14 protein-coding genes are annotated in these 22,147 nt (G+C 71.6%); 6 read left to right on the forward strand and 8 right to left on the reverse strand.

Annotated features, from left to right (window positions below):
• Positions 1 to 144: 144 nt before the first annotated feature.
• Together BLU79_RS01140 and BLU79_RS01145 are read right to left on the reverse strand one after the other, a co-directional pair.
• Positions 145 to 4,068 (reverse strand): glycoside hydrolase family 2 TIM barrel-domain containing protein, encoded by a 3,924-nt coding sequence (locus tag BLU79_RS01140; protein WP_093903648.1) that lies wholly within the window; start codon positions 4,066 to 4,068, stop codon positions 145 to 147.
• 94 nt (positions 4,069 to 4,162) lie between these two features.
• Positions 4,163 to 6,100, reverse strand: coding sequence for an ABC transporter ATP-binding protein (locus BLU79_RS01145; protein ID WP_256333129.1), 1,938 nt, complete (start codon positions 6,098 to 6,100; stop codon positions 4,163 to 4,165).
• Positions 6,101 to 6,271: 171 nt separating this feature from the next.
• On the opposite strand from BLU79_RS01145, the gene BLU79_RS01150 reads away from it, so the two are divergent.
• The 3 genes from BLU79_RS01150 to BLU79_RS01160 all read left to right on the forward strand — a co-directional run bounded on the left by BLU79_RS01150 (position 6,272) and on the right by BLU79_RS01160 (position 9,532).
• The gene (locus BLU79_RS01150) at positions 6,272 to 7,237 is read left to right on the forward strand and encodes a lysylphosphatidylglycerol synthase transmembrane domain-containing protein (RefSeq protein WP_177000819.1); all 966 of its coding nucleotides are present in this window, start codon (positions 6,272 to 6,274) and stop codon (positions 7,235 to 7,237) included.
• A 74-nt stretch (positions 7,238 to 7,311) separates the two neighbouring features.
• On the forward strand, positions 7,312 to 8,076 hold the full coding sequence (locus BLU79_RS01155; RefSeq protein WP_093903649.1) for a crotonase/enoyl-CoA hydratase family protein: 765 nt from the start codon (positions 7,312 to 7,314) through the stop codon (positions 8,074 to 8,076).
• Positions 8,077 to 8,437: 361 nt separating this feature from the next.
• Positions 8,438 to 9,532, forward strand: a complete 1,095-nt coding sequence (locus tag BLU79_RS01160) for a mechanosensitive ion channel family protein (RefSeq protein WP_093903650.1) — start codon at positions 8,438 to 8,440, stop codon at positions 9,530 to 9,532.
• Between the two features lie 15 nt (positions 9,533 to 9,547).
• Here BLU79_RS01160 and BLU79_RS01165 read toward each other — a convergent pair whose 3' ends face one another.
• Positions 9,548 to 11,116 (reverse strand): M1 family metallopeptidase, encoded by a 1,569-nt coding sequence (locus BLU79_RS01165; RefSeq protein ID WP_093903651.1) that lies wholly within the window; start codon positions 11,114 to 11,116, stop codon positions 9,548 to 9,550.
• Between the two features lie 232 nt (positions 11,117 to 11,348).
• On the opposite strand from BLU79_RS01165, the gene BLU79_RS01170 reads away from it, so the two are divergent.
• On the forward strand, positions 11,349 to 13,568 hold the full coding sequence (locus BLU79_RS01170) for an NADP-dependent isocitrate dehydrogenase (protein WP_093903652.1): 2,220 nt from the start codon (positions 11,349 to 11,351) through the stop codon (positions 13,566 to 13,568).
• A 110-nt stretch (positions 13,569 to 13,678) separates the two neighbouring features.
• Here BLU79_RS01170 and BLU79_RS01175 read toward each other — a convergent pair whose 3' ends face one another.
• Positions 13,679 to 14,020, reverse strand: coding sequence for a DUF5713 family protein (locus BLU79_RS01175; protein WP_093903653.1), 342 nt, complete (start codon positions 14,018 to 14,020; stop codon positions 13,679 to 13,681).
• A 48-nt stretch (positions 14,021 to 14,068) separates the two neighbouring features.
• Here BLU79_RS01175 and BLU79_RS01180 point away from each other — a divergent pair, with 48 nt between their 5' ends.
• The gene (locus tag BLU79_RS01180; protein ID WP_093903654.1) at positions 14,069 to 14,866 is read left to right on the forward strand and encodes an N-formylglutamate amidohydrolase; all 798 of its coding nucleotides are present in this window, start codon (positions 14,069 to 14,071) and stop codon (positions 14,864 to 14,866) included.
• Positions 14,867 to 14,875: 9 nt separating this feature from the next.
• Here the strand turns inward: BLU79_RS01180 and BLU79_RS01185 are convergent, their stop codons facing one another.
• From BLU79_RS01185 to BLU79_RS01195, 3 genes are read right to left on the reverse strand one after another with little or no spacing between them, the layout of a single operon-like run.
• Positions 14,876 to 15,361, reverse strand: a complete 486-nt coding sequence (locus tag BLU79_RS01185; protein ID WP_177000849.1) for a hypothetical protein — start codon at positions 15,359 to 15,361, stop codon at positions 14,876 to 14,878.
• Between the two features lie 8 nt (positions 15,362 to 15,369).
• Entirely contained in the window at positions 15,370 to 15,945 is a 576-nt protein-coding gene (locus BLU79_RS01190; RefSeq protein ID WP_093903655.1) for an RNA polymerase sigma factor, read from the reverse strand.
• A gap of 59 nt (positions 15,946 to 16,004) precedes the next feature.
• Positions 16,005 to 17,435 carry a S8/S53 family peptidase gene (locus BLU79_RS01195; RefSeq protein ID WP_093903656.1) on the reverse strand — a complete coding sequence of 477 codons (1,431 nt, stop codon included), beginning with the start codon at positions 17,433 to 17,435 and terminating at the stop codon, positions 16,005 to 16,007.
• Between the two features lie 148 nt (positions 17,436 to 17,583).
• Between BLU79_RS01195 and BLU79_RS01200 the strand changes: the two genes are divergently transcribed.
• A complete protein-coding gene (locus BLU79_RS01200; protein WP_093903657.1) occupies positions 17,584 to 20,151 on the forward strand; it encodes a CHAT domain-containing protein in 2,568 nt (855 codons plus the stop codon).
• 73 nt (positions 20,152 to 20,224) lie between these two features.
• On the opposite strand, the gene BLU79_RS01205 is transcribed toward BLU79_RS01200, so the two are convergent.
• On the reverse strand, positions 20,225 to 22,111 hold the full coding sequence (locus BLU79_RS01205) for a LuxR family transcriptional regulator AbsR2 (RefSeq protein ID WP_093903658.1): 1,887 nt from the start codon (positions 22,109 to 22,111) through the stop codon (positions 20,225 to 20,227).
• Positions 22,112 to 22,147 lie beyond the last annotated feature (36 nt).

Here is a 22,147-nt window from a genome sequence, read left to right on the forward strand (position 1 = left end):
TCCGCTGCGCCCGATCATCGAGGCGCTGCCCGCAAGTCCCCGGAAGAGCGCCCTTCGGCGGGCGTCGTGGGCGGTCTCTTCCGCACCGGGGCACGCTCACCGTGCGGGTGAGCGTGACGCACCAGCGTTGATGTCACATGCGGATCACTCCACCGCCGTAGGCCTCCGCGACGCCCCCATCGCCTCGTCCACGTCGGCCAGCGGACGCAGCCGGTACGTGTAGGAGTACTCGCGGCTCGCGAACAGCTTGTACTCGTCGTGCGTGTGGGCGCCCCAGCTGTTGTCGCCGCCCAGGCCCATCTGGCGGTGGTTCACGCGCAGGACGACCTCGTCGCGCGGGGAGAGCTGGTAGTCGTGGCGGACGCCGGACGACAGGTCCTCCGGGGTGAAGTGGGAGGCGTTGACCTCCAGCAGGGGTTCGCCGGAGACGAGGAGTCCGGTGCCCGTGGCGTCGGTGAGGGCGATCCAGCGGACGTCGGTCTTGTTGCCGTTCTCCTGCGGGCGGATGTACGGCGTCCACTGCTCGGAGACGGTTCCGGAGTACACGCCCACGTCGGTGGCGTCGTTGCGGTCTACGTAGTTCTCCTCGGGCCCGCGGCCGTAGTAGCGCAGCCGGTCGAAGCGTGCGGGCAGGCACAGCAGCGTGCCGACCTCCGGGATGTACGGGAGGGACGCGGCTCCGGGACGCAGGGTGTTGTCGACCTTGATCTCGCCGTTGCCGAACACCGTGTAGGTGGTGGTGTACGTCGACTCGACGGAGGTCGGCAGCGTGCCGCCGACCTTGATCTCGACCGCCTTGTCGCGCAGGGCGCGCACCGCCACGGTCGTCACCTTGCGGTTGGTGCCCGCGTCGCGCCAGGTCTGGTTGCGGGTGTGCTGGCCGTTGCCGCGGTCGTTCTCGGTGGGCGCCCGCCAGAAGTTCGGCACCGGCCCTGAGGTGATGAGCCGCTTGCCGGACGCCAGGTACGAGGTAATGACGCCGCTCTTCTTCTCGACGGTGACGGAGAAGGCCTGGCCGGTGACGGTCACCGACGCGGCGGTGTCCTCGAACGTCAGCGCCGGGACGCTGTCCAGCGGCGCCGGTGTCACGGCCGGACCGCCCGCGTCGACGGCGATCTGCTGCTTGGCCACCTCGAAGCCGGCCTTCGCCCAGGGGGTGGATTCCTTGGTGGTGAAGGACAGTTGGAGGAAGTACTCGGCCCCCGGTGCCGGATCGTCCGGCAGCTTCACCGGCACGGTGATGTCCTTGCTGCCGAGCGGTGGGACGTCCAGCTGGGCGCGGCTCAGCCTGCCGCGCCGCACCACCTCGCCGTCGGCGACCAGCGCCCAACGGCCGTCGAAATCACGGAGGTTGGTGAACAGGTACTCGTTGGTGAGGGTGATGGCCGCGTCGGCGGTCAGTGCGTCGCCGGAGGCCGGTGCCGCGTTCACCGCCTGGTAGATCTGCTTGATCTCGGCCGCCTTGCCGGTGTGGCGGCGGTCGGCGGTGACGATGCCGTCGGCGTTGGAGGTGCCGTCGTTGGGGTTGTCGCCCCAGTCGCCGCCGTACGGGAAGAACGTCTTCGCGCGGGGCCGCTGCTCCGTGAGGCCGACGGTGGCCGCGTCGAACCAGAACCGCACGCCCTCGTCGGCGGGGCCGCGGCCGTCGGAGCCGAGTTCGGCGGCGCTCAGCGCGCGGGCGTACACGCGTGCCCGGCGGATCGTGCCGCTGAACTCCCGGGTGGTGTTGTCCACGTCGGTGGCGAGGGCGAGGGGCGCGGTGTTGGAGGCGGGCCTGCGCGTGGTGGTCCGGGTGGCCTTCACCGCGCCGTCGACGTAGAGGGTCAGTGTGCCGGTGTCCGCGTCGAAGACACCGGCGATGTGGTGCTCGCTGCCGGTCCAGTCGGCCGGGAGGGCCCAGTTGGCGGTGATCCACTGGCCGCCGCCGTAGATGAAGAACTCCAGGGTGTCGTCGGACTGCTTCAGGGAGTACTGGGTGTCGCCCTTGGCGAGGATCGGCTGGTGGTAGCCCGTGTAGTGCGGGGTGACCCAGGCCTCCAGGGTGAGCGAGCCCGTGAGGTCGAGGCGCTCGTCGCGAGGGAAGACGGTGGCGCCAAAGACACCCTTGGCACGGTCGAAGGTGCCGCTCGCGGTGAGGACCTCGCCGCGCAGGCCGCCCGGTCCGGCTTCGGTGAGGAACTTACGGACGGGCACGGGCCAGCTCAGTGACTGGTCGACGAAGTCCCAGATCCAGCCGCCCTGGAGGACGTCGTGGCCGCGGACGAGGTCCCAGTACTTCTTGAGGTTGCCGTTCGAGTTCCCCATCGCGTGCGCATACTCGATCATGACGTACGGCCGGGTGTCGGCCGTGTCCTTGGCGCGCTGCTCGACGCGGGACGGGCTGTCGTACATCTCCGACCGGATGTCGCTGATGGTCGGCCGGTCGTCGCCCTCGTACTGGACGACCCGTGTCGTGTCGTAGGACTTGATCCAGTCGCGCATGGCGACGAAGGTGCTGCCGCCGCCGGCCTCGTTGCCGAGGGACCAGATGACCACCGAGGCGTGGTTCTTGTCGCGGTGGACCATGCTCTGGGCCCGGGCCACGCAGGCCTTGGTCCAGTCGGCGTGGTTGCCGGGGTACTCGCCGCGGATGCCGTGGGTCTCCAGGTTGGTCTCGTCGACGAGGTAGAGGCCGTACTCGTCCGCGAGTTCGTACCAGATCGGGTTGTTGGGGTAGTGCGAGGTGCGGACGGAGTTCATGTTCATCCGCTTGATGATCTCGATGTCCGTGACCATGTGCGCGCGGGTGAGTGCCATGCCGCTGTCGGGGTGCATCTCGTGCCGGTTGGCGCCGCGGAAGGACACGGGCTGCCCGTTGATCCGCATCAGGCCGTCCTTGAGCGCGAACTCGCGCAGGCCGACGCGGTGCGAGAGGGTCTCGATGACCTTCCCGGCCGGGTCGCGCAGCCGCAGCACGGCGGTGTAGAGGTTCGGGTGCTCGGCCGACCACAGCTTCGGCTCGGGCACGGCTCTGCTCGCGTGGACGGTCACGTCCTCGCCGGCGGGGGCGGACGCGAGGTCGACGGCCTGCTGGAGCGGCCGGGGCCAGACGGCGTGGCCGCGGGAGTCGTACAGCTGCGTCTCGACGGAGTAGCCGCCCTCGCCCGCGCCGCCGTACGAGCGCACGCTCGCGGTGACGGACAGTTCGGCGGCCGTGTAGTCGTCGCTGAGCGGGGTGTCCAACTTGAAGTCGCGCAGGCGGACTTCGGGCGTGGAGTAGAGGTAGACCGAGCGGAAGATGCCGCTCAGCCGGATCATGTCCTGGTCCTCCAGCCAGTCGCCGTCGGAGAAGCGGTAGACCTCGACGGCGATCTGGTTGGTGCCGGGCTTGAGGTGCGGGGTGATGTCGTACTCGGCGGGGGTGAAGGAGTCCTCCGCGTACCCCACCAACTCCCCGTTGATCCACACGTAGTGCGCGGACTTGACCCCCTCGAAGTGCAGGAAGGTGCGCCGCCCCGACCAGCCGCGCGGCACCGTGAAGGTGCGCCGGTACTGCCCGACCGGGTTGAAGCGGGTGGGCGCGGCCGGGGGCTGGGCCTCCTCGCCGAGGCCGTTGGGCCCCCACCAGGGGTAGGTGATGTTGACGAAGATCGGGCGGTCGTAGCCGTGCATCTGCCAGACGGAGGGGACCGGGATGGTGTCCCAGTCGCTGTCGTCGACGTCGGTGCGGTGGAAGTCGACGTCCCGGTCGTCGGGCCGGTCGGCGTAGGCGAACTTCCACTTGCCGTCGAGGCCGATCCGGTACGGCGAACGGGTGCGGTCGGCGTCCAGCGCCTGTCTGACGTCCGCGTACGGCATGAGAGTGGTGTGCGGCGGCTGGGTGCCGATCCGGAAGACGTCGATGTTGCCGTTCCACTCCGGGGTGCCGGCCGCCGCCCCGGCCCCGTCGGCCGCGTGCACCGGGGCGGTGGACCCGGAGACGGCGAGCGCCCCGAGCAGGGCGGCTCCTCCCTCCAGCAGACGGCGGCGGCTGACCGGCGCACCCGGCGAGCGGGACGGGCCGGTGGGGGGCACGGGAGAGAGCGGCATCGACGGTGGCCTTCCTCGGGACAACGGTGCGGCGCTGCACGGCATTGAGGGAGCGTCAGATCATGTGCGGTGCTGTTGGGAAACCGAACGCACACTAGGTTGTGAACACCTGTGAAGCAATGATGTTGTCGATGTTTGTGTGTTCCTGATGGCTACGGTCACCGACCTTGGCCAAATCCGGCTGCTGGAACTGTGTCCGGTACAGCTCGGCGTAACGTCCCCCTGCCGCCAGCAACTCCTCGTGCGTGCCGCGTTCCACGATCCGGCCTGCCTCGACCACCAGGATCTGGTCCGCCGCCCGCACGGTGGACAGCCGGTGGGCGATGACGACCGCCGTCCTGCCCTCCAGCGCCTCGGTGAGCGCCTCCTGGACTGCGGCCTCCGAGGTGTTGTCGAGGTGGGCGGTGGCCTCGTCGAGGATGACGACGCGCTGACGGGCCAGCAGCAGCCGGGCGATGGTCATCCGCTGGCGCTCGCCGCCGGAGAGCCGGTAGCCGCGCTCGCCGACCACGGTGTCGAGGCCGTCGGGCAGGGATCGTACGAGATCGTCGAGGCGGGAGCGGCCCAGGGCGTCCCAGAGTTCGGCGTCGGTGGCGGTGGGGCGGGCCAGCAGCAGGTTGGCGCGGACGGTGTCGTGGAAGAGGTGGCCGTCCTGGGTGACCATGCCGAGGGTGGCCCGCAGGGACTCGGCGCTCAGCTCGCGGACGTCGACGCCGCCCACGCGTACGGCGCCCTCGTCGACGTCGTAGAGCCGCGGGAGGAGTTGGGCGACGGTCGACTTGCCCGCGCCGGACGAGCCGACGAGCGCGACCGTCTGGCCGGGTTCGGCGCGGAAGGAGATGCCGTGCAGCACCTCGGTGCCGCCGCGTGTGTCGAGGGTCGCCACCTCCTCCAGGGAGGCGAGGGAGACCTTGTCGGCGGAGGGGTAGCCGAAGCGGACGTTCTCGAACTCGACCGACACCGGGCCCTCGGAGACCCGCCGCGGGTCCGGCTTCTCCTCGATGAGCGGCTTGAGGTCCAGCACCTCGAAGACGCGCTCGAAGCTGACCAGGGCACTCATGACCTCGACGCGGGCACCCGCGAGCGCGGTGAGCGGCGCGTACATACGGGTCAGCAGCAGCGCCAGCGAGACGACCGCGCCCGGCTCCAGCGTGCCGCGCAGCGCGAACCAGCCGCCGAGGCCGTAGACCAGGGCGAGGGCGAGCGCGGACACCAGGGTGAGCGCGGTGATGAACACCGACTGGGCGGTCGCCGTCCGTACGCCGATGTCCGCCACACGGCGGGCGCGCGCCGCGAACTCCTCCGACTCCTGCCCCGGGCGCCCGAACAGCTTGATCAGCGTGGCGCCGGGGGCCGAGAAGCGCTCGGTCATACGAGTGCCCATCGCGGCGTTGAGCGCGGCGGCCTCCCGCTGCATGCCGGCCATGCGGTGGCCCATGCGCCGGGCCGGGATCACGAACACCGGGAGCAGGACGAGGGACAGCAGGGTGATCTGCCAGGACAGGGTGAGCATGACGGCGAGGGTGAGCAGCAGCGTGACGAGGTTGCTGACCACTCCGGACAGGGTGTTGCTGAAGGCGCGCTGGGCGCCGATCACGTCGTTGTTGAGACGGGAGACCAGCGCTCCCGTACGTGTGCGTGTGAAGAACGCGACCGGCATGCGCTGCACATGATCGAACACAGCCGTCCGCAGATCGAGGATGAGACCCTCGCCGAGGGTCGCCGACAGGCGCCTGGCGAGGACCCCGAGGGCCGCCTCGGCGACCGCGATCAGGGCGATCAGCAGGGCGAGGCGGACGACGGTGCTCTCGTCGCCGCCCGTCACGATCGCGTCGACGACGCGTCCGGCCAGTACGGGGGTCGCGACGGCGAGCAGCGCGGTCATCACCCCGAGCACGACGAAGAGCGCGATCCGGCGGCGGTGCGGGCGGGCGAACGCGCCGATGCGGCGCAGCGTCGCACGAGCGAAGGGGCGGCGCTCCTGGTCGGCGTTCATGACGCTCTGGAGCTGCGTCCAGGCTGTGGTCTCCATACTCATGAGAGGGACCGTAGAACCTCAAGCATTGTTGAGGTCAACACTAGCGGCAGCGAGGGTGATATCACCGGCTTCGCGAAGATCGACAGTCGTCCGCAGCCGGTCCGTAAGGCCCCGTCTCCGCTGCCGCAACCCGCCGTTGTCGCAACGCGGAGAACCTCTCCGAATGTGACAGCGGTACGACTCTCCCTGGGACGCCTGCTCCGACGTGTCCCGCTCCGCCAGATACTGGTCCTGCTTCCGCTCGTCCTCGTCGTCGTGGTCGCGGTGCAGCACCGGGCCGTGCTCGCCGAGGGCATCGGCCATCTGGCGACGGCCAAGTGGCCCTGGCTGCTCGCCGCGGCCTGCGCCACCTGCCTCACCTGGGTGGCGGCGGCGGTGACCCGGCAGGGTGCCGTGGTCGACCGGCTGCCCAAGCTGCAGCTGCTCGTCACGCAGTTCGCGGCGGGCTCGGCCAACCACCTGCTGCCCACGGGGCTCGGCGCGAGCGCGGTCAACCTGCGCTTCATGACGGTGTGCGGGCTGCCGCTCGCCCGCTCCTCGGCCGCGCTGGCGCTGTATCTGCTCGCGGAGAGCGTGGCCCGGGTCGGTCTGCTGACCGCGCTCCTCATCGCCTTCCCGCACGCGCTGCAACTCGGGCCCCTCCTTCCCGAGGGCGCCTGGGGCCCGCTGCTGCTGATCATCGGCGCGGTGGCCGTCCTGGTCGTGGCCGTCTTCGCACTCGTACGACGGCTGCGCGCCGCCGTGACGTCGTTCCTGCGCACCGCGCTGGGCGAGGCCCGCTCGGTGCACACCCGCCCCTCCCGGGCGTTGGCCCTGTGGGGCGGTTCGCTGGCCTTTCCGGCGCTCCAGGCGTCCGGGCTGGTCCTGGTCGGGCTCGCGCTGGGGCTGGATGTGCCGCCGGCCCACATGGCGCTCGCGTATCTGGCGGCGACCGTCGCCGTCGCCCTCGTGCCCACGCCGGGTGGCCTCGGCTCCGTCGAGGCCGCGCTGATCGTGGCCCTGGTGGCGGCGGGCGGCCCGGTCGCGGTGGCCACGGCGGTGGTGCTGGCGTACCGGATCATCACGGTGTGGCTGCCGCTGCTGCCGGGGGCGTTGACGCTGGGGGCTCTGGTGCGATGGAAGGTCATCTGACCCATCAGTCGCGATGGAAGGTCGCCTGACCGATCAGTAACGTTCGGGGTCCGACCCACGGAAAGGACCCCGCCATGCCGGTCCGCGTCGAGCGCCAGGGCCCCGTCACCACCGTCGTCCTCTCCCGCCCCGAGGTCCGCAACGCGGTCGACGGTCCGACCGCCGCCGAACTCGCCGCCGCGTTCCGGGAGTTCGAGGCCGACGACGAGGCGCGGGTCGCGGTGCTGTGGGGCGAGGGCGGCGCGTTCTGCGCGGGTGCCGACCTCAAGGCGCTCGGCAGCGAGCGGGGCAACCAGGTCACCGAGGACGGTGACGGCCCGATGGGGCCGACCCGGCTGCGGCTGTCGAAGCCGGTGATCGCGGCGATCGCCGGACACGCCGTGGCCGGAGGCCTGGAGCTGGCGCTGTGGTGCGATCTGCGGGTGGCCGAGGAGGACGCCGTCTTCGGGGTGTTCTGCCGCCGCTGGGGCGTTCCGCTGATCGACGGCGGCACGGTACGGCTGCCCCGGCTGATCGGCACCGGCCGCGCGCTGGACATGATCCTGACCGGGCGGCCGGTCGAGGCACGCGAGGCCTACGACATGGGGCTCGCCAACCGCGTCGTGCCGACCGGACGCGCCCGCGCCGAGGCGGAGAAGCTGGCCGCCGTGATCGCACGGTTCCCGCAGGGCTGCCTGCGCGCCGACCGGGCGTCCGTGCTCGACCAGGAGGGGCTGGACGAGGCGGCCGCGATGCGGGGTGAACTCCGGCACGGCATGGGCGTGCTGGCGGAGAGCCTGGACGGCGCGGCCCGGTTCGCTTCCGGTGCGGGGCGGCACGGGTCGTTCCGGGACCTCTGAGGCGACGGGCGACGCACACAGGCAGGCGGGCCCTGTTCGGCCGCCGGTGCGCGCGCCGGTGCGCGACCCACGTGCGGCGCTCACGCATCAAGCGCGCCTCGGCGGGCGGTCGTTCACCCCTCGGAGGGGTGCGAGTCCGAGGGAGAATGCCCGAAAGTGGCCGAAGAGGCTGTCCGCCCGACGGTCCCGGTACGAACACGTGTACCCGATACGGCAGGATGAGCCCTCGCGCCGGTCACGGGGGATGGGGTGGCCGGCGCGACGGCACATCGCGGAATCGAGCAGGTGACAACGTGACGAGACTTCACATCCGGCCGTCGGCGAAGGGGTTCGCCGCCGCTTTTCTCCCCGGAGGTGACCGGTGAACCGGGCGCTCACAGTGGACGACCTGGTCTTCGCCGGGATCGCGCTGGCGGCGGGCCTGCTGGCGGCCTTCCTGCTGCGGATGCTGCTGCGCTGGCTGGGCAAGCACGCCGACCGCACGCGCTGGAGCGGTGACGACCTCATCGTGGACACGCTGCGGACGGTCGTACCGTGGGCGGCGTTCCTCGGCGGCGCGGCCTCCGCCGGAGCGGCGCTGCCGCTGACCCGGACGGTGCAGCACAACGTCAACCAGTGCCTGACCGTGCTGCTCATCTTCGTCGTGACACTGGCGGTGGCCCGCGGGATCGCCGGGCTGATGCGGACGGTCACCCAGTCCCGCCCCGGTGTCGCCGGCTCCGCCACGATCTTCGTCAACATCACCCGGATCCTGATCCTGGCCATCGGCTTCCTGGTGGTGCTGCAGACCCTGGGCATCTCCATAGCGCCGCTGCTCACCGCCCTGGGCGTCGGCGGTCTGGCGGTCGCGCTCGCCCTGCAGGACACGCTCGCCAACCTCTTCGCGGGCATCCACATCCTCGCCTCCAAGACCGTCCAGCCCGGCGACTACATCCGGCTGAGCAGCGGCGAGGAGGGCTACGTCGAGGACATCAACTGGCGCCAGACGACCGTGCGCGCCCTCTCCAACAACCTGATCGTCATCCCCAACGGGGAGCTCGCCAAGACGAACATGACCAACTTCATGCGCCCCGAGCAGGAGTTGACGATCCTGCTCCAGGTCGGCGTCGCCTACGACAGCGACCTCGACCATGTCGAGCGGGTGACCAACGAGGTCATCGCCGAGGTGATGACCGAGGTCGAGGGCGCCCTCCCGGACCACGAGCCGATCATCCGGTTCCACACCTTCGGCGACTCCCGGATCGGCTTCACGGTCATCCTGGGCGTCGGCGAGTTCAGCGACCAGTACCGGATCAAGCACGAGTTCATCAAGCGCCTGCACAAGCGCTACCGCAAGGAGGGCATCCGTATCCCGGCACCCACGCGGACGGTGGCGATCCAGCAGGGGGCGCTGGCGATACCGCAGCAGCGCGGCCCCGAGGAGGCGGACGAAGTGACCTCCGTCCGCCTCGACTGAGCCGGGCGAACATCCCTACAGGGTGGCCGAGTTGTCGTGGTAGTGGCCGCCCCGCAGGCTGTGCGGCGCGACGAGCGAGGTCTTCACCGGGGTGACCGTCCAGTCCGGATGCCCCGGCATCCGCGGCGTCTTCGTGCCGTACAGCCAGTCCCGCAGGAATCCGGACACATCCTGCCCCGAGACCTCCGAGGCGACGGCTATGTAGTCCTCCGTCGTCGCCGAGGAGTTGCGGTACCGGGCGAGGAAGGCGCGCTCCAATGCGTTGAAGGCCGCCTCGCCGACGAGGTTGCGCAGCGCGTACAGGACCAGGACGCCGCCCAGGTAGCGCTGGCTGTCGAAGAGGTTGACCGCGTTCGGCGCCGCGACCGGCCCCGAGTCGTGGCGCCACTGGTCGCCGCGCGCGTAGGTGTCCTTCATCCGGGCCTCCATGGTGGTGAGACCCAGGGAGTCGGCCCAGCCGCGCTCGTAGCGGTAGAGCAGCCCGTAGAAGTCGGCGTGGCCCTCGTTGATCCACAGGTCGGCCCAGGTGGCGGGGCTGACGCTGTTGCCGAAGTAGGAGTGGACCAGCTCGTGCATCATGTGCGAGCCGATCTTCTTCTCCTCCTGGAGCAGGAAGTTCGGCTTGTAGATCGTCAGCGTCTGGGTCTCCAGGCCCGTGAAGTCGAAGGCGTTCGGGTCGTCGGAGTTGCAGGGCAGCAGCCCGTACGTCTCGAAGGGGTAGGCGCCGAGGCGCGCCTCCAGCCATTCCACGATGCCCGGCGTCAGCGCGAGCGCCGGTTCGAGCGCCGCGGCCCGTGCGGTGGGGACGACGTCCCGCAGCGGGAGCCCGTGCGGGCCCTGCCGGTCCTTCACCACGTAGTCGCCGACGGTGATCTGCACCAGCTCCGTGGCCATCGGCTCGCGTGAGCGGTACGTGTACGCCGTACGGTCGCCGCTAAGGGTCTCGGTGCGCACGAGGAGGCCGGTCGCGACACCGCGCAGGCCGCTGGGGACGGTGAGGCGGAAGGAGAAGTCGGCCTTGTCGGACGGGTGGTCGTTGCAGGGGAAGACGGTGTGCGCCGAGTTCGGCTGGCAGCAGACCGCGAACCCGTCCGGCGTGTCGACCCAGCCGGTGTGCGCCAGGTCGCGGCGCGGGTCCGCCGAGTACTCCACGCGCACGGTGACCCAGGCCTTCGCCGGGAGGGTCCGTGCCGGCGTGATGCGCAGCTTCTCGTCCACCTGCTCGAACGTCGCCGTCCGGCCGCCGACGCGGACGGCCCGGATGTCGAGGCCGAGGGCGTCGAGGGAGAGGCGGGTCAGCGCCTGGGTGGTGCAGATCTTCAGGGTCGCGGTGGCGTCGACCAGCCGCGTCGTGGCGTCGTAGGCGAAGTCGAGGTGGTAGGAGGTGACGCGGTAGCCGTCGTTGCCGAGGTCCGGGAAGACCGGGTCGCCGAGGGTCTCGAGGCCCGGGGTGCCGGAGGTCTTGGCGGCCGGCGACGTCCCCGTCGGTGCCGGCGTCGCGTGGGCGGAGGAGGCGGCGGTCAGGGCCGCCGCCGTGCCGATCAGGGCGGCCGCGGGGGCCGTCACTCGGGTGCGATATCTCATGGTCCGCTTTCGCTCGGGCGGCCGGATGGTCAGGGCCGGCCGCCGGATCGGTGATCTCCCTACATGACTGTGGGAGCAGGCGATCAGGTTGCACGGAAGCGGCACCTCCGTTTGCGGGGATCCAAGATGTCGGCACACATCCCGCACCACTGTGCGGACCCCTGTCGAGCCGAGGTCGATCACGAGATATCTTGATGTCGAGCAATGTTGCAGACGTGGAGCGGAGCACCCGGTGACTGACTCGACCATCATCTATACGCACACTGACGAGGCCCCGGCCCTGGCGACGTATTCCTTCCTGCCGGTGGTCCAGGCGTACGCCTCGCAGGCGGGTGTCGACGTGAAGACGCGTGACATCTCGCTGGCCGGCCGCATCATCGCGGTGTTCCCGGAGTACCTGACCGAGGACCAGCGCATCCCGGACGCCCTCGCCGAGCTCGGTGAGCTCGCCAAGACGCCCGCGGCCAACATCATCAAGCTGCCGAACATCTCGGCGTCGATCCCGCAGCTCAAGGCCGCCGTCGCCGAGCTCCAGGGCCAGGGCTACGCGCTGCCGAACTACCCGGACGACCCGAAGACCGACGAGGAGCGGGACATCCAGGCCCGCTACGACAAGGTCAAGGGCTCCGCCGTGAACCCGGTCCTGCGTGAGGGCAACTCCGACCGCCGCGCCCCCGCCTCGGTCAAGAACTACGCCAAGAGCCACCCGCACCGCATGGGCGCCTGGACCCCCGAGTCCAAGACGAACGTGGCGACCATGGGCGAGAACGACTTCCGCTCCACCGAGAAGTCCGTCGTGATCTCCGAGGCGGGCTCGCTGCGGATCGAGCTCATCGCCGAGGACGGCACCACGACCGTGCTGCGCGAGTCGGTACCGGTCCTCGCCGGTGAGGTCGTCGACGCCTCCGTGATGCGGGTCGCCGCGCTGCGCGAGTTCCTGACCGCGCAGGTCGCCAGGGCCAAGGCCGAGGACGTCCTGTTCTCCGTGCACCTCAAGGCCACGATGATGAAGGTCTCCGACCCGATCGTCTTCGGTCACGTGGTGCGCGCCTTCTTCCCGAAGACCTTCGAGAAGTACGGCGAGACGCTCGCCGCCGCCGGTCTGTCCCCGAACGACGGTCTGGGCGGCATCCTCAAGGGCCTGGACGCGCTGCCGAACGGCGCCGAGATCAAGGCGTCCTTCGAGGCCGAGATCGCCGAGGGCCCGGCGCTGGCCATGGTCGACTCCGACAAGGGCATCACCAACCTGCACGTGCCGTCCGACGTGATCGTCGACGCCTCGATGCCGGCCATGATCCGCACCTCCGGCCACATGTGGGGCCCGGACGGCCAGGAGGCCGACACCCTCGCGGTCCTGCCGGACTCGTCGTACGCCGGTGTCTACCAGGTCGCGATCGACGACTGCCGCGCCAACGGCGCCTACGACCCGTCGACCATGGGCTCGGTCCCGAACGTCGGCCTCATGGCGCAGAAGGCCGAGGAGTACGGCTCGCACGACAAGACCTTCGAGATCGCGGCCGCCGGCACGGTCCGGCTGGTCGACCAGGCCGGCAACGCCGTCATCGAGCAGCCGGTCGCCGAGGGCGACATCTTCCGCGCCTGCCAGACCAAGGACGCGCCGATCAAGGACTGGGTGAAGCTCGCCGTCACCCGCGCCCGCGCCACCGGCGACCCGGCCGTCTTCTGGCTGGACGAGACCCGCGCGCACGACGCCAACCTGATCGCCAAGATCAACGCGTACCTGCCGGAGCACGACACCGAGGGTCTGGACATCCGCATCCTCGCCCCGGTCGAGGCGACCAAGCTGTCGGTGGAGCGCATCCGCCGCGGCGAGAACACGATCTCGGTGACGGGCAACGTCCTGCGTGACTACCTCACCGACCTGTTCCCGATCCTGGAGCTGGGCACCAGCGCCAAGATGCTGTCGGTCGTCCCGCTGATGGCGGGCGGCGGCCTGTTCGAGACGGGCGCCGGCGGCTCCGCGCCGAAGCACGTCCAGCAGCTGGTCAAGGAGAACTACCTTCGCTGGGACTCGCTGGGCGAGTTCTTCGCGCTGGTCCCCTCTCTGGAGCAGTACGCGACCGCCACCGGCAACGCCAAGGCCAAGGTCCTCGCCGACACCCTCGACCGCGCCACGGCGACCTTCCTCAACGAGGACAAGTCCCCGACCCGTCGCGTCGGCGGCATCGACAACCGCGGCAGCCACTTCTTCCTGTCCCTGTACTGGGCGCAGGAGCTGGCCAAGCAGACCGACGACGCGGACCTGGCGAAGGCCTTCGCCCCGCTCGCCGAGACGCTCACCGCCAACGAGCAGAAGATCGTCGACGAGCTGAACGCCGTCCAGGGCAAGCCGGCCGAGATCGGCGGCTACTACCAGCCCGACCCGGCCAAGGCCGCCGCGGTCATGCGCCCGTCGGCCACCTGGAACGAGGCGCTGGCTTCCCTGAGCTGACGCCCGTGGCCCGCGGTTCCTCGCCCGAGGTCCCGGCCCTACGGCCCTGAAGTCTCCGCCCCGGCAGGCACCCGCCCGCCGGGGCGGAGCCGTCTGCGCTCCGACCTACCTCACCAGTCCCTCGTAGCGATCAGTTCCTCCGCATCCGCATCCGCGAAGCCGTAGGCCTGGGCCACGAACCAGAACTCCTCGCCTATCTCCTCGCGCGCGACGGTCTCGAGCTCGCTCCCGGCGGCCCAGAACGCGTCCTGAAGGACGTTGAACTCGTCGGTGGACGCCTGCGTGAGCGTGTACAGCGCGGCCAGGTCGGCGGGCCGCTCGGCCTCGATGCGCTCGCACAACCGCAGCAGGATCGCCTTGCCCTGGTCCACCACGTGGTCGGGGTAGTAGTCGTCCTTGTACAGCATGCGCAGGAACGAGTGGGCGGCCACCTGCTGGTTGCTGATGTTCATGCTGTGATGGTGCACCACCCCACTGACAACGCCCCCGGAGCAGCCCCCATGACCTCTGCCCTGCCGTCGTTCGAGTTGCTCCCCGGGGCCGAGGAATCGCCGGTGATCCTGCATGTGCCGCACTCGGCGCGGGAGATACCGCCGGAGGTGCGCGCGGGGATCGTGTTGGGCGACTCCGCGCTGGAGCGGGAGTTGGACCACATCGTCGACGCGCACACCGCGCGGCTCGCGGAGGAGGCTGCCGGGGCGTCGGAGGTCACCCCGTGGCGGTTCGTGAACCGGCTGTCCCGGCTGGTCGTCGACCCCGAGCGGTTCCCGGACGAGCGGGAGGAGATGCTCGCCGTCGGGATGGGCGCCGTATACACGCGAACCACCCATCGGGAGGCGCTGCGGCCCGACGACTTCGACCCCGCGCCGTTGGTCTCGCGCTACTTCGAGCCGTACGCCCTGGCGATGACCGACGCCGTCACTCAGCGACTGGCCGCCACGGGACGGGCCGTGATCATCGACGTGCACTCCTATCCCACCGCGTCGCTCCCCTACGAACTGCACGGCGAGGGCCCGCGCCCGCCGGTCTGCCTGGGCACCGACTCCTTCCACACGCCGCCCGAGCTGCTCGCCGCGGCCCGGGAGGCGTTCGCACCGTGCGGGGAGACGGGGCTGGACAGCCCGTTCAGCGGCACCTACGTCCCGCTGGAGTTCTACGGCAGCGAACCGCGCGTCGGTGCCCTGATGATCGAGATCCGCCGGGACACGTACATGGCGGAGCCGGGCGGTCCGGTTCATCCCGGACTCGCCCGGCTCACGGATGCCCTGGCCGCGCTGGTGGACGTCGCTTCACGCTGACCCGATGGGTCAGGCGCGCAGCCACTCCGTGACCACGACCTCGCCGCCGGTGCGCAGCCGCAGGGCGAAGGGGCCGTTCGGCGGGGCGTCGCTGGTGAAGCGGCCCATGGCGTCGGCCACGACCGGCGTGGCCGACTGCGGACCGCAGAGCACCTCGATCCGCGCCTGCTGCGGGGGCAGCACCTGCCCCATCAGCCCCTGCGCGGTCACCTCCACGTCGACGGTCACCTCGCCCGCGCGGAAGGTCAGCATCCGCGGCACGTCCGTCGCTCCCCTGACCGGAATGGCGTCCACCACCGAGTCGAACGTCAACTCGGCGATACGGGCGTCCAGATCGTGCAGCGCGAACGCCTCGACGGCCATCTGCCGCAGCTGCGCCGGCACGGGGTCCAGGATGGCGGCGGCCTGCCGGAGCTCCTCCTCCAGCAGCTCGATGTCGAACCCGTCGTCGCCGAGGGGCTCTTCGCCCGACCCGCCCGTCACTTCGTCGTGCATGTCGTCGTTCACAGCGCTCCCCGTGCGTCGAGTCGGGCCCGAAGTCGGCGCAGACAGCGCTGGCGCAGCGGCCCGATGCTGCCCACGGCGATGCCCAGTGCGGCGGACACCTCCTGGTAGCTGGGCGGCGGCGAGGCCATCAGCACACGCAGCAACTGGCGGCAGCGGTCGCCGAGTTCCTCGAACTCCTGCCACATCCAGCGGATGCGCTCCGACTCCGCGGCGGCCTCCTCCGAGTCCAGGAGCGACTGTTCGGGCGTACGGTCCTCGCTGACCCGGTCGAGCAGCTGCGGATCGTTCGTCACGGTCAGTCGCCTTAAGCTCTTGAGCACCTTCAGGCACTCGTGCCGCGCGGTGCTCGCGAGCCAGGACCCGGCCTTCTCGGGTTCACGGATGCGCCCGAGATGCTGGGCGAAGCGGAACCACACGGTCTGATAGACCTCATGGGCGTCGGCGTCCCCAAGCCGGTGCGCGCGCACGACCGACCACACCAGTGGGCTCAGCCCCTCAACGAGCGCCTTCCAGGCCGCCGCATCACCGTCGACGGCGGACTGGACCAACGCACCGACATCTGCTCGGTCCACTGTCCCACCCCTCGTGTACGGCAAGTCATCGTACGCCGCGGAGGGGACGGTTCCGACCCTCATGACCGAGGAGCCGGAGGTACGACGGGGACAGGGCGCCAGGTCGGGGGGCGAAGTGCCGGTACATGCGCCCCCCGCACCTCCGCGTACCCGGAGTTCGCCGCGAGCATCTTGTACCGGGCGACACGCGGGTCGCTCTCCTGCTGTGCGGTCATGTGGGCGGCGATCATGCCGGCGACGAGCGGAGTGGCGAACGAGGTGCCGCTCCAGTGCGCGAATCCCTCGAACATCACCTGGTCGGGCTCGGTGGTGCCGCCCTGCTCGCTCAACACGCCGGTGTGGCGCGGGGACACACAGGTGCAGGTGTAGCCGAAGCCGTAGCGGCAGGCGTCGTAGGTGGAGTGCTGGTAGACGTACGGCATGGGCGCGTCGAAGCCCGTCAGGACGCTGGTGAGCCGCTCGCCGGGCGCGTACGCCTTCACCCAGCCGCCGTGGTTGCTGAAGCAGGCGCCGAACTCGCCGTCGGCGCGCAGCGCTCCGACCGACAGCACGACGTCCTGGTAGTCGGGCAGGTCGGCGTAGGCGGCGGGCCAGAACGGCGTGGCGCTGCCGTTGTTGCCGGCCGCGGCGACGAGCAGGGTGCGCTGTTCGCGCAACTCCCGCATGAAGGCCTCGACGCCCAGCAGGCCGTCGGTGCGGCCGTTGGAGGTGCCGGCGGAGAGGCTGAGGATGTCGGGCCAGCCGCCCGCGTCGACGGCCTCGAAGAGCTTCTCGCCGAACTCGGACTCCAGGATGGCGCCCGCGTCGTTCAGGGAGTTGCGGACCGTGATGTTCGTGTTGGGCGCGACGGCGGCGACGAGTCCGGCGATGAACGTGCCGTGGCCGACGTACTGCTGGAGGACTCCGTCGTCGTCGCACTCCTTGACCTGCGCGTCGCCGTCGGTGTGGGCGAGCAGCGCGGAGGACCGGAAGTCGTGCATGAGCCCGGTGTCGATGACCAGGACGCCGACGGCGCTGTCCGCGTCGTGGGTGCCGTCGGCCGCCGCCGGGTTGAGTCCGCCGGGCTCGGTGACGGGCACGGGTTCGTCACCGGGGCAGGAGTTGACCGCGATCGACACCAGGTGGTTGCGGCTGACCAGCCGGCGTCCGGCCCGGCCCTCGGTGTCCCGCAGGGCGCGCAGGGCATGCGCGACGGGGCGGTCGCCCTCCCGGTCGCCCTCGCCGGGGTCACCGACCCGGATGCGGGTGATGCCCGAGCGGTTGGTCTGCGGGCTCGCGCGGCGCACGTTGTCCTGCACCAGGTCGGGGTCGGCGGTGAAGTGCGCCCGCACGGTGTCCTCGACGAGGCGGGCGTCCTCGCCGTCACGGACCAGCACGTAGCCCTTCTCGTAGATGAACTCGGCGGAGTCGTCCGGTCCCATCGCGAGGGGGACGTCGGGCATGGAGCGCTGGATCTGGTCGAACTGCTCGTGGAATCGCTGTGGTGCCATGGCGGGTCCTCCCCCTGAGGCGACGTTCGTCAGTCAGAGCCGTGCGGTCGCTGATTGATACAGCGCCAAACCGGTGTGGCATGGTTCCGCGGCAACTACCATCCGTGGAGTGACAGCGGGAAGCGACTCGGTTCTCCAACTGCTGCCGATGGTGTTCGCCGCCCCGAACGACGCGCTGGCGAGGGCGGAACGGGTGCTCGATGCCGATCCGTCGCCGTTGCACGCCTCCGTCGCCCACCAGGTGATCGGCATCTGGCAGCGGGACTGGGGCGACATGCGCATCGCCCTCCAGCACCTGCGGCGTGCCCGGGATCTCGCGGCACGGGCGGAATCGGCCGACCGGGAGGCGGACGTCCTGGCGGCGCTCGGGGTCGCGTTGGTGCATGCGGGGCGCACTCAGCAGGGGCTGGCCGCGCTGGAGCGTGGGGTCGTGCGCGGGAGCGGACACACCCGCGCGCGCGTGCTGTTCCGCCGGGCCTACGCCCGCTGGGTCCTGGGCCACCACCGCGAGGCGCTGGAGGATGTGCGCAAGGCGATTCCCGTGCTGCGGCAGGCCGAGGACGTCATCTGGACGGCGCGAGCGCTGACGCTGCGCGCGACCGTGCATCTGGCGGTCGGCGCGGTGGACCGCGCGGACGCCGACTTCACCGCGGCCGAGGCGCTGTGGGACACCACGGGCCAGGAGCACGACAAGGCCGACGCGGTGGAGAGCCGGGGACTCGCCGCCTTCCGGTCGGGCGACATCCCGGCTGCGCTGCGGCTGCTCGACGAGGCCGAGGAGCGGTACGCCAAGCTCGGCACGCCGACCTTCATGCTCAACATCCGCCGCTGCGAGGTGCTGATGGCCGCGGGGCTCGCCCCGGAGGCGCTGGCCGAGGCCGACGCGGCGATCGCCGTGCTCGACGGCATCGGCGGCCAGTCCACCCGCAAGGCGGAACTGCTGCTGGCCGCCGCGCGTGCCGCCCGGCTGGCGGGCGAGGCGCACACCGCGATCGCGCGCGCCGACATGGCCGTACGGCTGTTCGCGGGGCAGCGGCGCAGCTGGTGGGAGACGCATGCCCGGCTGGTGCTGATCGAGGCCCGGGTCGCCGCCGGGCGCAGTTCGGGTCGGCTGGTGGCCGACACGGCGGCGGTCGCCGAACGGCTGGCCTCCTTCGGCGCGCCGGCCGCGCCGGAGGCCTCGCTGCTCGCGGGCCGGATCGCCCTGAACCTGGGCTGGCGGGCCGACGCCGAGCGGCATCTGGCCGTCGCCGCCCGCAGCAGGCGCAGCGGGCCGCCGCTGGCGAGGATGACGGGCTGGGCGGCGCAGGCATTGCGGGCGCAGGCGGCAGGTTCGGGGCGGGGTGTCCTGGAGGCCTGCCGACGCGGCCTGGACGTGCTCGACGCCCACCGGATGACGCTCGGCGCGTCGGAGCTCAGGGCCCGCGCCACCGCGCAGGGCGCCGAACTGGCCGCGCTGGCCCAGCAGGCGAGCCTCGACTCCGGCAGTCCGCGGCGGCTGCTGGTGTGGAGCGAGCGCTGGCGGGCCACCGCACTGTCGACCCCGCCGACCCGGCCGCCGGCCGATCCGGAGCTGCAGAGCGACCTGACCGCGTTCCGGGAGATCGCGGCCCGCGCGGAGGCAGCCCGTATGGAGGCCCGTCCCGTTCCGGCGCTGGAGCGCGAACAGCGTCGCCTGGAGCGGGAGATCCGCTCCCGGACCCTGCACCTGCGCGGCGACACGCCCGGCGACGGCTACCGCTTCGACCCGGGCCGACTGCTTCAGCGGCTGGGTGACGACGTGCGGTTGGTCGAACTCGCCGTGCTGGACGGGCGGGTTCAGGTGCTGCTGTGCGGGCAGGGGCGGGTGCGCCGGTTCGAGGCCGGGTTGCTGGCCGAGGCGGAGACGGAGGCCGAGCACGTCCAGGCCGGGCTGCGGCGGCTGGCCCATCCCGGTGCGGATGCGCGGCTGCCGATCGTCGAAGCGGCGGGGCGGCGCCTGGAGGAGTTGCTGCTCGGTCCGGCCGCGGCTCATCTGGGCGACGGGCCCGTCGTGGTCGTACCCCCGGCCCGGCTGCACCGGGTGCCGTGGGCGCTGCTGCCGTCGCTGCGGGAGAGGGTGCTCAGCGTGTCGCCGTCGGCGAGCAGTTGGCTGCGCGCGCGGGAGACCGAGCCGCCGCCCGGAGGGCGCCAGGTGCTGGTGCGCGGGCCGGGTCTGGCGACCGGCGGCGCGGAGGTGCCCCACCTCGCCTGCCGGTACGGCGGCGCGGTCGTGCTGGAGCACGCGGACGCGCGCGTGCCGCGCGTACTGGAGGAGCTGGACGGTGCCGAGCTGGCCCATATCGCGGCCCATGGCACGTTCCGCGCGGACAGCCCCCTGTTCTCGTCGCTGCGGATGGCCGACGGGCCGATCGTCGTCCACGACTTCGAGCGTCTGGACCGCAGCCCGTACCGGATCATCCTCTCCTGCTGCGACACCGCCCGCTTCGCCTCCGTCGGCGCCGACGAACTGCTCGGCTTGGTCACCGCGTTGCTGCCGCTGGGCACGGCGGGCGTGGTGGCGGCCAGCGCGCCCGTCAACGACGCCGCGGTGGTGCCCCTGATGCTGGCCCTGCACAAGGGCCTGAGCGAGGGGCTCTCCCTGGCGGAGGCACTGCGCGACGCCCGGGCGGCGCTGCCGGGCGACGCGCTGCACCAGGCGACGGGGTGGGCGTTCTCGGCGTTCGGGGCGGACTGATCGGTCGTGATCGATGGGTCGTGACCGATGGGTCATACCCCATGGTGCCTGCCCAGCTCCCAGCTCAACTCCCTTATGCGGACTGCGTGTCCGGCAGTTCCACCAGCCACGGCAGTGCGCCGCGGTCGCTGGCGCCCAGGCGGGCGTAGGCGCTGTAGAGGTGGTTGCCGACCGTGCGGACGGACAGGGTGAGCTTCTCGGCGATCTGCCGGTTGCTCAGTCCTGCGGCGGCCAGCGTGACGATCTGTCGTTGCCGGGCAGTCAGTTCGCCGAGGACCAGCCCGGACAGTGCGGGGGTGCGGGCGCCCTGGCAGCGGCGGGCCAGGGCGACGGCACGCGTGCGTGCGGTGCGTGCGGCACGCGGGTCGCGGTGGGCCCGTACGGCCTGGGCGTGCGCCTCGGCCGCGAAGAGCAGGAAGCCGCGCTCCTCCAGCTGTTCGGCGACCCGGTCGAGCGCGGCGCCGTCGCCCTGGGCGAGCGCGTCGGCATGCGCGGCGAAGACGCCGGTCAGGCGGCCCTCGGCGAGCTGGGGGGTGCCCAGGCGGACGGCGTCGTAGGCGTCACCGGCGAGCGCCTCGACAGCCGTGTCGTCGGCGCCGGGGAACACGCCCACAGCCCCGTGCGCGTCACCGATGCCCGCCGGGACAACCCCGACGGTGTCGCCGCGAGCCGTGACAGGCCGGGTGACCGCCCCACCCCCGTGGGGGCGGCCACCCAGGATCTCGTGCGCGGCCGTCGTGTCGCCCGACTGCGCTGTGGCGAGGGCGAGTTCGAGGCGGCAGGACGGATCGTCGTCGCCGTCCCGCAGCCCCTCCCGCGCCCACGCCGCCGCCTCCCGCAGCTCGCCGCGCAACCGCGCGAACCGGGCACGTACGGCCGCGTACCCGGCCGGCACCGGCGCGCCCTCCGCCACCAGCCACTCCCCCACGGGCGCCGGCATCTCCCGTACGTCCGCCCGCTCGATGCGCCGGGTCAGCGCGGCCCGCTCGGCGTCGAGGGCGGGGCCGCACTGGTCCGGCGTACGGGACAGCCGCCTCGCCCGGAGCCTGCCGGCCGCGGCCCGCAGCACCGGGCCGTGCAGGGGGTGGGCGAGGCGGACGGCGCCCTGGTCGTCGATGTGGACCAGGGCGTCGGCCTCCAGATGTTCGAGGGTGTGCAGATCGAGTCGGTCCCGCGCCAGGTCCAGGGGCAACGGCTCGGCGAAGGCGAGGCGTTCGAGCGTCTCGCGCTCGTCGGGGCGGCTGCGGTCGAGGACGTGTGCGGTGCGCTCGCGCACGGTCGCGGTGACCGGCACCGGGCCGCGCCACGCCCACTCGTCCGACTCCGGAACCCGGGTCAGCAGCCCGCGCTCGCGCATCGCGTCCACCAGCTCGCGCAGCAGTCGCAGGTTCCCCTGGCACAGGCGGTACAGCCGGTTCACGGTGAGCGGTTCGAGGGCCGCGCCGCCGGCTCCGCCCGCCAGCAGGTGGACGGTCTCCTCATGGGGCAGCGGCTCCAGGGTGAGGCGGGGCAGGAGTTCGCCGGTCCACAGGCGGGAGATCGCGCCCGGGACCGGGGCGCCGTCGGTGGTGACGACCAGGAGCCGGGTGCGTCCGTGCACGGCCAGTTGGTGGACGAGGGCGGCCGAGGCGTCGTCGAGCAGATGCGCGTCGTCCACGAGCAGCAGCCGTACGCCGGTCAGGTGCTGGAAGGCGTCGTGCAGGGTGGCGGTCTCGGGTACGAGGTGCGCGAACGCGGCCAAGCGGATGCGGCGGGTCTCGGGGGTGCCGGCCACCCTGGCGCAGTCGGTGCCGCGGACGGCCTCGGTGACGAGCCGGGTCTTGCCGCAGCCCGCCGGTCCCGTGATGACGATGCCGGGCCGGCCGGCGGTCGAGGCCCTTCGGACCAGTTCGAGTTCGTCCTCCCGGCCGGTGAACGGCCAGGGCAGCTCAAGGGTTTTCGCGTCACGTTCCCAAGTCATCACGGCAATAGGAGCGCGGTGACTCACCCTTGATAC

The organism is Streptomyces sp. cf386, from assembly GCF_900103585.1.
Lineage (GTDB): Bacteria > Actinomycetota > Actinomycetes > Streptomycetales > Streptomycetaceae > Streptomyces.

Coding starts and splice junctions, on each gene's coding strand:
- BLU79_RS01140 (WP_093903648.1), bottom strand. CDS start 4,068: ATGCCGCTCTCTCCCGTGCCCCCCACCGGCCCGTCCCGCTCGCCGGGT.
- BLU79_RS01145 (WP_256333129.1), bottom strand. CDS start 6,100: ATGGAGACCACAGCCTGGACGCAGCTCCAGAGCGTCATGAACGCCGAC.
- BLU79_RS01155 (WP_093903649.1), top strand. CDS start 7,312: ATGCCGGTCCGCGTCGAGCGCCAGGGCCCCGTCACCACCGTCGTCCTC.
- BLU79_RS01165 (WP_093903651.1), bottom strand. CDS start 11,116: ATGAGATATCGCACCCGAGTGACGGCCCCCGCGGCCGCCCTGATCGGC.
- BLU79_RS01175 (WP_093903653.1), bottom strand. CDS start 14,020: ATGAACATCAGCAACCAGCAGGTGGCCGCCCACTCGTTCCTGCGCATG.
- BLU79_RS01180 (WP_093903654.1), top strand. CDS start 14,069: ATGACCTCTGCCCTGCCGTCGTTCGAGTTGCTCCCCGGGGCCGAGGAA.
- BLU79_RS01185 (WP_177000849.1), bottom strand. CDS start 15,361: ATGCACGACGAAGTGACGGGCGGGTCGGGCGAAGAGCCCCTCGGCGAC.
- BLU79_RS01195 (WP_093903656.1), bottom strand. CDS start 17,435: ATGGCACCACAGCGATTCCACGAGCAGTTCGACCAGATCCAGCGCTCC.
- BLU79_RS01200 (WP_093903657.1), top strand. CDS start 17,584: ATGGTGTTCGCCGCCCCGAACGACGCGCTGGCGAGGGCGGAACGGGTG.
- BLU79_RS01205 (WP_093903658.1), bottom strand. CDS start 22,111: ATGACTTGGGAACGTGACGCGAAAACCCTTGAGCTGCCCTGGCCGTTC.